At 45.4% G+C, this 12,947-nt stretch carries 13 protein-coding genes; 9 read left to right on the top strand and 4 right to left on the bottom strand.

Translation table 11 applies throughout. The features are described from left to right. Window positions 1–61: 61 nt before the first annotated feature. From GSQ66_RS03610 to GSQ66_RS03570, 9 genes are all read left to right on the top strand, one after another. The gene (locus GSQ66_RS03610) at window positions 62–934 is read left to right on the top strand and encodes a metal ABC transporter permease (protein WP_162426209.1); all 873 of its coding nucleotides are present in this window, start codon (window positions 62–64) and stop codon (window positions 932–934) included. 9 nt (window positions 935–943) lie between these two features. After that, a complete protein-coding gene (locus GSQ66_RS03605; RefSeq protein WP_238395793.1) occupies window positions 944–1,549 on the top strand; it encodes a thioredoxin family protein in 606 nt (201 codons plus the stop codon). A gap of 756 nt (window positions 1,550–2,305) precedes the next feature. Continuing rightward, window positions 2,306–3,685, top strand: a complete 1,380-nt coding sequence (mnmE, locus tag GSQ66_RS03600; RefSeq protein ID WP_162426208.1) for a tRNA uridine-5-carboxymethylaminomethyl(34) synthesis GTPase MnmE — start codon at window positions 2,306–2,308, stop codon at window positions 3,683–3,685. A gap of 109 nt (window positions 3,686–3,794) precedes the next feature. Then, entirely contained in the window at window positions 3,795–4,112 is a 318-nt protein-coding gene (locus GSQ66_RS03595; RefSeq protein ID WP_162426207.1) for a hypothetical protein, read from the top strand. Window positions 4,113–4,384: 272 nt separating this feature from the next. After that, window positions 4,385–4,813 (top strand): hypothetical protein, encoded by a 429-nt coding sequence (locus tag GSQ66_RS03590; RefSeq protein ID WP_162426206.1) that lies wholly within the window; start codon window positions 4,385–4,387, stop codon window positions 4,811–4,813. Window positions 4,814–4,862: 49 nt separating this feature from the next. Next, window positions 4,863–5,330 (top strand): MaoC family dehydratase, encoded by a 468-nt coding sequence (locus GSQ66_RS03585; protein ID WP_162428908.1) that lies wholly within the window; start codon window positions 4,863–4,865, stop codon window positions 5,328–5,330. 86 nt (window positions 5,331–5,416) lie between these two features. Next, window positions 5,417–5,743 carry a hypothetical protein gene (locus GSQ66_RS03580; protein ID WP_162426205.1) on the top strand — a complete coding sequence of 109 codons (327 nt, stop codon included), beginning with the start codon at window positions 5,417–5,419 and terminating at the stop codon, window positions 5,741–5,743. Window positions 5,744–6,543: 800 nt separating this feature from the next. Beyond that, window positions 6,544–7,830, top strand: coding sequence for a citrate synthase (locus GSQ66_RS03575; protein ID WP_162426204.1), 1,287 nt, complete (start codon window positions 6,544–6,546; stop codon window positions 7,828–7,830). A gap of 338 nt (window positions 7,831–8,168) precedes the next feature. Beyond that, complete coding sequence (locus GSQ66_RS03570) at window positions 8,169–8,309, top strand: hypothetical protein (RefSeq protein WP_162426203.1); 141 nt, start codon at window positions 8,169–8,171, stop codon at window positions 8,307–8,309. Window positions 8,310–8,625: 316 nt separating this feature from the next. Here GSQ66_RS03570 and GSQ66_RS03565 read toward each other — a convergent pair whose 3' ends face one another. The 4 genes from GSQ66_RS03565 to GSQ66_RS03550 form a co-directional block, all read right to left on the bottom strand. Continuing rightward, entirely contained in the window at window positions 8,626–10,551 is a 1,926-nt protein-coding gene (locus tag GSQ66_RS03565; protein ID WP_162426202.1) for an OmpA family protein, read from the bottom strand. A 6-nt stretch (window positions 10,552–10,557) separates the two neighbouring features. Next, window positions 10,558–11,139 carry a 7-carboxy-7-deazaguanine synthase QueE gene (locus GSQ66_RS03560; protein ID WP_394351428.1) on the bottom strand — a complete coding sequence of 194 codons (582 nt, stop codon included), beginning with the start codon at window positions 11,137–11,139 and terminating at the stop codon, window positions 10,558–10,560. A gap of 373 nt (window positions 11,140–11,512) precedes the next feature. Continuing rightward, the gene (locus GSQ66_RS03555) at window positions 11,513–12,394 is read right to left on the bottom strand and encodes a bifunctional 5,10-methylenetetrahydrofolate dehydrogenase/5,10-methenyltetrahydrofolate cyclohydrolase (protein WP_162426200.1); all 882 of its coding nucleotides are present in this window, start codon (window positions 12,392–12,394) and stop codon (window positions 11,513–11,515) included. Between the two features lie 23 nt (window positions 12,395–12,417). Further along, complete coding sequence (locus GSQ66_RS03550; RefSeq protein WP_162426199.1) at window positions 12,418–12,918, bottom strand: class IV adenylate cyclase; 501 nt, start codon at window positions 12,916–12,918, stop codon at window positions 12,418–12,420. Window positions 12,919–12,947 lie beyond the last annotated feature (29 nt).

Raw genomic sequence — 12,947 nt, 5'->3', positions numbered from 1 at the left:
GTTCAAACCTTTAACCATTTAGCCTTCAACCTTCAACCATCAACAATAAAAAGATTAAACCGTGAACGCATTCTGGATAATACTTACCGGATCTTTGGTAGCAACCTGCTGTAGTTTGCTGGGGTGCTACCTTATACTTAGGCGAATGGCTATGGTGGGCGATGCTATTTCGCATGCCGTTTTGCCAGGCATAGTCATTGCATTCCTGTTCACAGGTTCCCGCGACTCTATCCCCATGATTATCGGGGCAGGTTTACTAGGTGTATTAACTACTTTCCTGATCGAATTCTTCCACCGTTATGCCCGCGTACAAGCCGACGCATCTATAGGCATTACCTTTACCTGGCTTTTTGCAATTGGTATCATACTTATCTCGGTTTTTGCCGGTCAGGTAGATTTAGACCAGGATTGCGTGCTTTACGGTGAGATCGCTTATGTGCCCCTCGATCTTTGGCTTACGGAAGATGGACTGAGCTTCGGGCCGCAAACGATCTGGACCTTGGGCTTTGTAACTATACTTATCATAGCGTTTATCACGTTTGGGTATAAAGAGTTATTCCTGACTGCTTTTGACCCTGGCTATGCAGCTGTTATCGGCATCTCGACCACCCTGTGGTATTACCTGCTCATGACGGCTGTTTCGCTCACAACAGTGGCATCGTTCGAGTCGGTAGGCGCTATTCTGGTAGTGGCTTTTTTAGTTGGTCCGCCGGCTACGGCTTACCTGCTTACCGATAACTTTAAAACGATGCTGGTACTTTCTGTGATCATTGGCATAGTTGCCTCTATAGTTGGGTATTACCTGGCGTACTGGCTTGACGGTTCCATTGCAGGCGCCATTGCCACCGTGACGGGATTACAGTTTGCGCTGGCATTCTTGTTCTCCCCAACGCATGGGCAGCTCTTTAAAAGAAAAAGAACTATAGCTGTATAAACATGTTGCATGAAACTGTTTCAGGGTATAGTTTGTGTTATGCATAAGTTCAATACCGATATGAAAAAAAGCCTTTACATCATGCTGTCGCTGCTGGTTCTGCTAACCGGTATCACTGCTTTTAAAATAAATACGGATCAGGGGAATGGGAAGCAAACCAAAGCCGGTAAAGCTGAAACTATAAAATGGCTGACGATGGAAGAGGCCGAAGCTAAAATCAAGAAGGAGCCACGTAAGATATTTGTTGATGTGTATACGGACTGGTGTGGTTGGTGCAAAAAGATGGATAAAGATACATTCTCAGATCCTGAAATAGCCGCCTATGTAAACAAGCATTACTACGCTGTAAAACTGGATGCCGAAGGCAAAAAACCCATCACTGTAAGAGGCCATACCTACACGTTTAAACCGGAATACAAATCGCATGAGCTGGCACTCGCGCTTCTGAACGGGCAAATGAGCTACCCCACCACCGTTTACCTCGACGAGCAAATGAAAATGCTCTCCCCTGTTCCCGGCTACTTAGACAAAGGTACCTTCACAAAGATCATCCGTTACTTCGGCGAGAACCACCACAAAACTATGACGTGGCAGGAGTATGAGAAGAAGAAATAAGGACTTTACTATAGTTTCTAATCTATCATCCTGAACGAAGCTAAAGGATCTTACCCGTCGAGTAATCCCACGTTTGTCATTTCGAACAGCTTGAGAAAACTGAGTGCTATAGTTAGATTCTCTACAACTTGAACCAAGCCATCCTTCTATAGTTACTTCCAATCCTGGGAGCTCTACTTACCTATCGTTTTATAGTTGGCCTTGGTGCCCTCACGGCCGGGAGGCCCCGTCTTCGGGCATCGCGCGGTGTATATTTCCTTTGCTCGTTCCTCGCAATGCCTGACGGCACCGGAAATCTACAAGGCGCTCAACCCAAAGACTGTGATCTTTCACATAGTTACTTTTGTAAAAGTTTGAAAGGCTATAGTTGCATCGCTTTATCGTGATGATAATTCCGTAGGGACAGGTCGCGACCTGTCCGATCCTGGTATGTAAGAACTATAAGCCAGAAAAGTCCCCCTTTGAAGGGGGCAGGGGGATGACAAACAGAAACTATAAAACGATATCCTCAACTATAGCAAACGCAGAAATTCCCCTCTCGGGAGGGGCAGGGGTGGGTTAATTCGCGCAAACTATAGAACTATAATCCAGACATTAGCAGGAGCAGCTCACCTTTCCAGGCCTTTAACTCATCATGGCAGTACAATAATCCTCATTAATCCAACTTCATTCAAAAGCCAAACCACAGAACTATAACTCTGTTCCATACATCATCAGATAAGTTCGTAAATTTGTGATCTTACAAAAAGCGACACTTTGAACTCGAATATACTGACCACCGATACCATTGTAGCCGTAGCGACAGCCCCGGGCACCGGCGCCATTGCCGTTATCCGCTTGTCGGGCCCCGAAGCTATAACTATAACCAATTCCGTTTTTAGAGGAAAAGACCTGACAAAACAGGCCAGCCACACCCTGCATTTCGGAACGATACGAGATGGCGAAAAGATCATAGACGAAGTACTGGTATCATTGTTTGTAGCGCCTCACTCCTACACTAAAGAGAATGTAGTCGAGATATCGTGCCATGGCTCGGACTTTATAGTGCAGCAGATCATGCAGCTTCTACTTAAAAAGGGTGCACGTTTAGCCAATGCCGGTGAGTTTACAAAGCGTGCCTTTCTGAACGGGCAGTTTGACCTGGCGCAGGCCGAAGCCGTAGCCGACCTGATCGCGTCCGACTCAGCGCTCTCGCACGAAGTAGCCATGAAACAGATGCGCGGCGGTTTTTCCCAGGAAATTAAACGTTTGCGTGGCGAGCTGGTTCATTTTGCCTCTATGATAGAGCTGGAACTGGACTTTGGCGAAGAAGATGTGGAGTTTGCTGACCGCGAGCAGCTGCGAAGCCTTATCAATAACATACAAGCTATAATCCGGGAATTGCTGAAGTCGTTTGAGCTGGGCAACGTGATAAAGAACGGCGTGCCTACGGTTATAGTTGGCAAGCCCAATGCCGGTAAATCTACGCTGCTGAATAAGCTACTCAACGAGGAGAAAGCCATCGTATCGGATGTGCCGGGCACTACCCGCGACTTTATTGAAGACGAGATAAACATCGGAGGCATTACCTTCCGGTTTATAGATACGGCCGGCCTCCGCGAAACTACCGATAAAGTTGAGGCCATTGGCGTGGAGCGCACACACCAGAAGCTGAGCCAGTCGGCACTTATTATTTACCTGTTCGATATTAACGAGACCAACCCGGAAGAAGTACAGGACGAAATAGCCAAGCTTAACCCTAAAAACCTGCCTCTGCTGCCCGTAGCCAACAAAATAGACCAGGCCACTGCTGAAAAACTGGCAAGCTTTGCCAGCTTGGATTGCTTGGTGCAGATCTCAGCAGCTGAAGGCGCCAATCTCGAAGACCTGAAGCAGGCCCTGACCGACAAAGTGAACCTGGGCAAGCTGAATACGCAACAGCAAACTATAGTTACCAACCTCCGCCACGTAGACAGCCTTAACAAAACCTACGAAGCCCTCGACGATGTGCTCAACGGCCTGAGTCTGGGCATCAGCAACGACCTGGTTGCCGCCGACATCCGCCGCGCCCTCTATAGTTTAGGCCAGATTACCGGAGAGATCACAACAGACGATCTGCTCGATAATATTTTCACTAAGTTCTGCATCGGAAAGTAAATAGACTTTGAATTCTAAACCTGGCACGTCAACGAAGTTTTCAAAGGCGGCTACCGCTATCTATAGTTTATAGTTTCTAACTTGCGTTTTACACTTTAAAAGTACTCCTATGTCAAAGCAGTCCCAATATACTACTATAGCCACCCAGGTTTTCAGCCAGTACCTTGATAACGAGGTAGACCTGGAAACGCTGATCGGGCGGTTGCGCGAGATTGAGCTGCAGCTTATCTCTGATGAAGAGGAAGAAGACGATGAGGTTAGCAACAAGAAAGTATGGTTCCGCTTTTTTGAAGGCGACCCTATACAGACGACTATCAGCGATATCGAAAACGAACTGAGCGACACATCCCATCCCAGCAGCAAAATTTTGTTACGCGGCATTGCTTTTGGCCTGGCCAACAACGAAGTGGAGGTACACTTCGCATAACCTGTAAATCAGTGTTTATAGGTTACAGTAAACATTTTACCATGCTGCGGCCTTTAAGCAGTATGATGGCTGGCTTAAAGCAGCTTTTTAAAGCTATAAAAGTAACAGCTCTGATGTTCTGACCGGCACTTTAAACTATAGAACAGGCACTGCTACAACTATAAGTTTTTCGAATAAAACTATAGCACAAGGTAAAGTTGCTGGCCAATCCATCACAACAAATAATTTTATACATTTACCGTAGCCAATAACTATAATTTAAACAATTCGAAATGCCAGCACAGCACAGGCAACAGCCCATCTACCTTAAAGGTCAGGAAATTTTCGAGATCACGGCCAAGATCATAGACCTGATACCGGACAGTGATGATATCCTGAGCCATGTGAAAGGCATGATGCTGGAAGATGCGGCTATGTTAAGTGTAAAGGTGTCGGGTGCAGAGGCGGGCGATCTCTACGATATACGGATGGAGAATGCAGCTATTATTCGGAAAGCTGCCCGCGACCTGGGCACCCACTGCACCACGTTAGAAATGTATGGGTTTACCGATACGCAATACCTGGTACTGATACGCGAAGCGCTGGAGGCTTACAAGCTCCTGTTCCGGGAATGGGTACAGGGCTTCGACCCGTGGAATTATGTGCTCGACGACTGGGGTCTGTTTAACCCGCCCGGCATTACCCCCGAAACTGGTGAGTAAATACCAGAACACAACAATTCTGAACAATAAGACAACTACACAACTATACATGAGCAAATTAACTATTCAGAGCCTTGCCGAACTTACGCAATACGAAGGCAAAGAAATGGGCGTATCGGAATGGCACACAATTACGCAGGAGCAGATAACCAAATTTGCTGAAGCCACCCTGGATTATCAATGGATACACCTCGATGCCGAGCGCGCCAAAACAGAATCCCCTTTTGGCAGTACTATAGCACATGGTTACCTTACGGTATCGCTTCTGCCCTATCTCTGGAACCAGATAGCCTCCATCGAGAACCTGAAAATGCAGGTAAACTATGAGATTGAAAGCCTTCGGTTTAATCAGGCCGTGACTGTAAACAGCGATGTACGATTGATAGCCAAACTGCTTACCGTAAAGGACCTGCGCGGTATTGCCAAGGCACGGCTGGAAGTAACACTCGAGATAAAAGACAGTAAAAAACCAGCGTTTACCGGTATCATTACATTCCTGTATCACTTTAATAATTAGTAACTTTTACCTGCAGATAAGGTAGTCGCAACCGCAGCGCATTCCGGTAACAAACTGTTAGAAACAAAGGCAAGTATACTTACACTATGGATAGTAAAGACCTTGAGGATTGGGACGAAGCACGTTACCTGGAATTAAACTCTTATTTCAGGGTGCGGATACAGATACTTTTAGATGCAGACCCGCATATAAAACAACTGATGCAACAGCAGCAGAGCCTGCAGCTTAGTGATCTTATTAACCAGTTATCAGACGAGGACCAGCAGTTGTGGCGTGAGTTCCTTCAGCTAGACAGCATTAAGTTGCATATTGATATGCGTAACCACCTGGAAGGCAAGGGCACACCCTATAACCCGCGCGATGGATTTGCAAGTTCGGATGATGAAGATGAAGACCGCCCGCCGGTGTGGTAAAAACCAAACTATAGTTGCAGATTATTAAACAAAACAACAGAACCTCTCACACTTTTTTAACCGAAATAAGTATAGTTAGGTATTATGCTGAATTTTTCGGTAGCTTTAACCAAACGTAACGATACGAATCATGGCAAAATCGCAAGACGCAAAAAAGGAAGTAAAGAAGAAGCCTGCTAAAACCACCAAGGAGAAAAAAGCAGAAAAGCTCGATAAGAAGAAAAACAAGTCTTCTATGTAAACTATAGTTCAGGTCCTTACCTGGAATAAACTTCTTGTATAAGCCACTCGTATCGGGTGGCTTTTGCATTTAGTATAATTCTGATTACAAGTGTTTTTAACTTCATACTGCCAGCACGTATATAGCTCAAACAAATGTACTGCTAACCTGTTCTGACAATACCAATACCCTCAGCTAATTCATCATAGCCTATAGCGCAAACTATAAACTTTATAAACCAAGGACAACCTAACCATAAAACTATCGAAACCAACCATAAAGTACAGGTGATATTACCGCCCTATAACTACTCCGAACTATAGAAGAAAGAACTATAACTCTACATATTTCCGTCGCCTGCTAACTGCCCTTTTATAGTTGCCGGCTAAACGTAACCTGAAATACAGGATGGATACAACTTTTTTGTTCGTAGCCGTTAATAGATTTAGCTATAACTGAAATTCTGCTACATTGTAAATTTTAGATATTTAAAGCAAGCCAGATTTCATTTTAATACATTTTTGCATAATTTCGCCTTTATCAAAAGAGACACAACTACGGACATAAACAAATAAAACCAATGTCAGATTTCGCTGAAATTATTTTAGATGGTAAATCCTACAAAATGCCAATTGTAGTAGGTACCGAAGATGAAAAAGCAATCGATATCAATAACCTGCGTTCAGAGAGCGGCTACATTACACTCGACTCAGGCTATAAAAATACAGGCGCCACTGAAAGCGCTATAACTTTCCTGGATGGCGAAGAAGGAATTCTGCGTTACAGAGGATACCCGATCGAGCAACTTGCTGAGCAATCAAGCTTTATCGAGGTTGCTTACCTGCTGATCTATGGCAAACTTCCGACTGAAGAAGAACTTGAAGTATTTACGAACGAGATTAAGATACACACGCTGGTAAACGAGGATATGCGCAAAATTTTAGATGGTTTCCCATCTACAGCGCACCCAATGGGTATCCTTTCAGCTTTGATCAGCTCACTGACTGCCTTCTACCCTGAGTCGCTGAACCCGAACCAGAGCAAAGATGAAGTTAACCTGACCATTATCCGTTTGATGGCAAAACTGCCAACTATAGCGGCGTGGTCTTATAAGAACTCGATCGGTCATCCGGTAAACTATCCAAAAAACAAGCTGGACTATTGCTCGAACTTCCTGCACATGATGTTCGCGTACCCAACTGAGGATTACCAGATTGACCCTGTTGTTGTAAAAGCGCTTAACAAACTGCTAATCCTGCACGCTGATCATGAGCAAAACTGCTCTACCTCTACTGTTCGATTAGTTGGTTCTGCAAACGCGAGCTTATATTCATCTGTATCTGCCGGTATCTCTGCACTTTGGGGCCCACTGCATGGTGGAGCAAACCAGGCTGTGATCGAGATGCTGGAGCAAATTAAAGCAGATGGTGGTGACTCTAAGAAATTCATCGCGAAAGCGAAAGACAAGGACGATCCTTTCAGGCTGATGGGCTTTGGTCACAGGGTTTACAAAAACTTCGACCCTCGCGCTACCATTATCAAGAAGGCTGCCGACGAAGTGTTAACAGCACTTGGTGTTAACGATCCTATCCTGGATATCGCAAAAGAACTGGAAGAAGCAGCGCTTACAGATCAGTACTTTGTAGATCGCAAGCTATATCCTAACGTAGACTTCTACTCAGGTATCATCTACCGTGCACTGGGCATCCCGACAGATATGTTTACAGTAATGTTCGCATTAGGTCGCCTGCCAGGCTGGATTGCACAGTGGAAAGAAATGCGTGAGCAGAAAGAGCCGATCGGTCGTCCGCGTCAGGTTTATGTTGGCGAAAAAGAGCGTAACTACATACCAATGAATCAAAGATAATCTGCTACTCCTAGTAGGTAAAGAAAAAGGCTGGTCGTATGATCAGCCTTTTTTGTTTTTATCTGAATCAGGATTTGCAGGATGTAAGGGTCTTCAGGATTGGCTATAGTTGAGGTTATGGTTTTATAGTTACCTTCCCAGCCTTCCCCCAAAACAGGGGAAGGAGCTTTACAGCTGTCGCTATAGTTTGCTTTATCGTTTTATAGTTTCTGTTTTACCCACCCCTGCCCCTCCAAGGAGGGGAATCTCTGTTGTTGCTATAGTTGAGAGTTGTAGTTCTGTAGTTTCCGTTTGTCATCCCCCTGCCCCCTTCAAAAGGGGGACTTTTCTGCTACTGCTTGCCCAACTGTCATTTCGACCAGCGGGAGAAATCTGAGGGTTTTATAGTTACAGACCAGGAGCGGACAGGTCGCGACCTGTCTCTAAGGAAATACCACCACGAAAAAGCCAAGCACAACAACATCTCCAATCAACTATAGTTTAACTATCGAACTGATCGCAGTCTTTGGGTTAAGCGCCTTTGCTTTGTTGCGGTGCCGCCAGGCAACCCGAGGTACGAGGGTAGCAAGAAAGCAGCAGCGCGATGCCCGAAGACGGGGCCTCCCGGCCGTGAGGGCACCAAAGCAAACTATAAAACTATAGGTTAGTAAAGCTCCCAGGATTTAAAACAGCTATGAAAGGAAGGCTAGGTTCAGGTAGTAGAGTAGCTAACTATAGCATTCAGATTTCTCCTGACTTCGAAATGACAAAAGCAGATATTAAATTCCCACAGCTTCACTTAACATAATCTTCTCACTACAAAACCTGCATTTCAATTCTTCTGTTTAACTGGCGATTTTCTTCAGAAGTATTTGGCTTAACAGATTTGGTTTCACCGAATCCTTTATGGCGAATGCGAGAACCACTAATGCCATGTGCAGTCAGGTAATCAACAACAGCTTTGGCGCGCTTTTCAGAAAGGATCATGTTAGCTGCATCAGAACCAACGTCATCGGTATGGCCTGTTATCTCTATCTTAATTTCTTTGTTCTGGCGCATAAAGTTGATGAGTTTATTCAGCTCCGTCTGCGACCTTTTCTCCAAATCATATTTCGCGGATGGGAAGAACAGGTTAGTGAGAACAGATACAGAGCCAGCCTTTATGGGTTTAAGGTACACATCTAAAGCTACCGGAGTCAGATTCTTACGGGATGTGTAATCAAAGTTAAGGCTGTTCATCATAAACTGAGGCGCACTGACAAACAAAGCGTATTGCTTGCCTTCCGTTAACACCACGGTATATTCACCACTCAGTTTGTCCGACTGCACCTGCTGCACCAGCGAGTCTAGCTCTATATCGTATAGTTGCACGGTTGCTGCCAGTGGCTTTTTTGTATCAGCATGGTAAACACGCCCCTGCGCATAGGTACTTTTAGATTTTGACTGCCACACTTCCGGTACATCCAACGAGTAGAGCTGCACCGTTGAAGCTCCTGATTCAGTTGTCATGCTGCGGGCATAAAAACCCAGATTGTTATCCGGTGTAATATAAAGAGAGCTTTCGTCGGCATGTGTATTTAGCGGGTAGCCCAGGTTTTTTGGAGTTTCCCATTGCTGCTTTGCGCTCATGTTTGTCATAAACACATCCAGTCCGCCCAGGCCTTTATGGCCATCGCTTACAAAGTATAATGTTGATCCGCTGACATGAATAAAAGGTGCCAGGTCACGGCCTTTCGAGTTAACAGGTTCGCCCATATTGCGGGGCTTTTGCCAAGAGCCATCTTCATTCAGGTTTGTTACCCAGATATCTTCCTTGCCTACGCCACCGCCACGCATCGAACTGAAATATAACGTTCGGCCATCAGCAGAAAGGCTTGGCTGCGAATCCCAGGTTTTTGAGTTTACAGTCGTGCCCATATTTTTAGGCTTGCTCCACTCGTTACCGGTCCGGAAAGAAATGTACAGATCACAATCCCCAAAACTATCGGGGCGACTACAGGAAGTAAATACCAGTGTTTTACCATCGCCTGAAATAGTGGCGGCACCTTCGTTGGCGGCGGTATTTATAGTTTCAGAAATAGAGACAGGTGCAACCCAGTTCCCGCCTTTCAGTTCGCTGATATAAATATTTTCGTCATGATCGGGCTGGCTCCCCATGCGGGCAGTAAAAATAAGGTAGCGCTGGTCTGCAGTTGTAGACGGAAAATACTGTAGCGGATACCGGTTTATAGTGGATGGAAGCTGTACTGTATTAAACTCAACCGGCGACTTCATGGCTTCCAGGGCATAATCTACAGTCTCTACCTGGTTCTGCACATAAGCAATGTAGCGCGAGTTTTTAGTATTGGCTTTTAAATAAGCGTTATAGTTGGTTTTGGCAGCCTCGTAGTTGCCTCTGTCAAAATTAAGCTCTGCCAGGTCGAGGTAATAATTTGCGAACGACGGGTTATAGGGCATCAGTTTCAGGCCCTGCTGCAGCTGTTCATAAGCCGCAGTTTTATTACCCATCATCTTATTCAGGTTAGCTGCCTTCAGGTAAGCTTCTGCAAAATCAGGATCTTTCTCCACGGCTTCGGCCAACAGCTCCAGCGCCTTCGTAAAATCCCGCGAACGGGCATAGGTATCGGCTTTCAGGTACAGGCTTTCGGCCTTTTTGTTGGTTGTATTCAGCGATTGTTTCTGAGCAAATCCGGTTATAGTCAGGAAAAAGCTCAGGAGAAAAACAAGCAGGTGCTTTGGCATAAGGTGTTAAGGAATATCCATGTACTTGTGCGTTTGTAACGACACACGCCACTGCGGATTTGATTTCACATATTCTACTATAAATGGCATCAATTGGTTTGCCTTACTCCACTCCGGTTGCAGGTATAGTTTTGTATGCTCCCCCACTCTGGCAGCATGTTCTTCGGCCCACTTAAAATCGCTCTTATTAAAGATGATCACTTTCAGCTCATCCGCAAAAGGATACACCGAAGCATCTGGCGCTTTGAATTTTTTCGGCGATAAACAAACCCAGTCCCAGTTACCGCTCAACGGGTAAGCACCGGACGTTTCGATCATCGTACGAATACCGTTTTCCTGGAGCTGTGTGGTTAGCGGATTCAGGTTATAAAGCAATGGTTCGCCACCGGTTACCACAACTGTTTTGCCCGGAAAAGGACTGGCCATCTCCACGATCTCCTCTATAGTTGTTAGCGGGTGCAGCTCGGCGTCCCAGCTCTCCTTTACGTCGCACCAATGGCAGCCCACGTCGCAGCCGCCCAACCTGATAAAGTAAGCTGCAGTTCCGGTGTTGCCACCTTCCCCCTGTATCGTATAGAAAGCCTCCATCAGTGGTAATCGGCTGCCATCTTTGGGCACCTGATGAATAGAAGCTGTTTTAATTATTTTTATAGACTCCAAAATACTGTTCCTTGCGCACCGGTTGTTAGCCAATGCTTTTACCTGCTATCTTCTTTTCTGTCTGACCTATTAAAATGCCTGCAGAACTTACAAAGGTAGCTAAATTTGCAACAAGGTTTATAGTGTGTCTGTTCCGTTAAATCCCTCGAATAAATTTATAAGTGAGTTAGTGTATTATAGTTCTATAGTTACAGTCTATAGTCAGCACCTTCAAACCTATAGTTTGCCTGAACTATAGATCATAAAAAAAGCTCCTGCTGCGTGGGGCAACAGGAGCTTTTATAATTATGTTGTATAAAACCTATGCGTAAATCTCGCGCTTGGCAGCCCGCAGGGTATTTTTTAGCAGCATAGCTATAGTTAACGGGCCAACACCGCCGGGCACAGGCGTAATATAACTGCACTTAGGGGCCACATTCTCAAAATCAACATCGCCGCGCAGCCTGTAGCCAGATTTACGGCTATCGTCCGGAACACGGGTTGTGCCAACATCTATCACCACAGCGCCTTCTTTTACCATGTCAGCTGTTAATAAACCCGGTATACCAACTGCAGAAATTATAATATCAGCCTGACGTGTATGGTAAGCCAGGTCAACAGTGTTGCGGTGGCAAAGTGTAACGGTAGAATTGCCCGGGTAAGCAGCTTTGGCCATCAGGATGCTCATCGGTGAACCAACTATATTGCTGCGCCCGATAACCACACAATGCTTGCCACTGGTTTCGATGTTATAGCGCTCCAACAATTGCAGTATACCATAAGGTGTAGCTGGTAAAAAACTGGTAAGGCCAGCGACCATACGCCCAACATTTACCGGGTGGAAACCATCTACATCTTTTCTAGGGTCAACGGCTTCCAGTACTTTCTGGCTATTAATGTGCCTCGGCAGCGGTAACTGAACTATAAAACCGTCAATTTCATCGCTGTTATTCAACTCCTGAATTTTATCCAGCAATTCTTCTTCGGTCACATCGTCTTCATACCGGATAAGCGTAGAGCCAAAGCCAACTTTTTCGCAGGCCAGTACTTTGTTGGTTACATAAGTTACAGAACCGCCATCGTTGCCTACCAGTATAGCCGCAAGATGGGGCACTTTACCGCCGTGCACTCTAATGTCAGCTACTTCAGCAGCTATCTCTTGTTGTATGGCTTCAGATGTTCTTTTGCCGTCGAGCAGAATCATAGTTGTATAGTTAATGTATTTAATTACAGATCAATATAAGAGTCATTTATGAGGTCGTCATCCTCTATCAGGAGCAAGTCTTTATAGTAGCCACACTGTTGCATCAGCGTTTCTGTTCCAACCGAGCCATCCAGGTCTATTGCTTCTATCTCTATAAACTGCCCGTGCCCCTCTACCTGGTCGATATGAAACTTCACGTTATCTATAAAGTAGATCTTCCGTAGTTTCCTGAGTTCTGACACAACCTCCAGACCACCGCAAACAGCTTCTATAGTTGCGCTTCCAGGGTTTTTCAGATACATCATCACTTCTGTTTGCATTGCTCCACCGGCCCATACCCTGTTATAGTGTATGAGCACGTTCTCAATGGTGCCTTTTCTTAACTTTAGTTTGCCGGAATCTACACTATAAAAAGTATCGGTTTGTACATCCAGTCCCTTGTATTCTGCATTATGTTGCTGCAGGATAGCCTCTGCTTCGGCAGGATTATGGCAACGGGCTTTTATAGTTATATCGGCGTACAAGATTCAGGTATCTTACTTGATAAAAGATT

Origin of the sequence: Pontibacter pudoricolor (assembly GCF_010092985.1) — a bacterium.
Classification (GTDB): domain Bacteria; phylum Bacteroidota; class Bacteroidia; order Cytophagales; family Hymenobacteraceae; genus Pontibacter; species Pontibacter pudoricolor.
The sequence above is the reverse complement of the archived record's forward strand: the minus strand, read 5'-3'. Positions and strand labels throughout refer to the sequence as shown.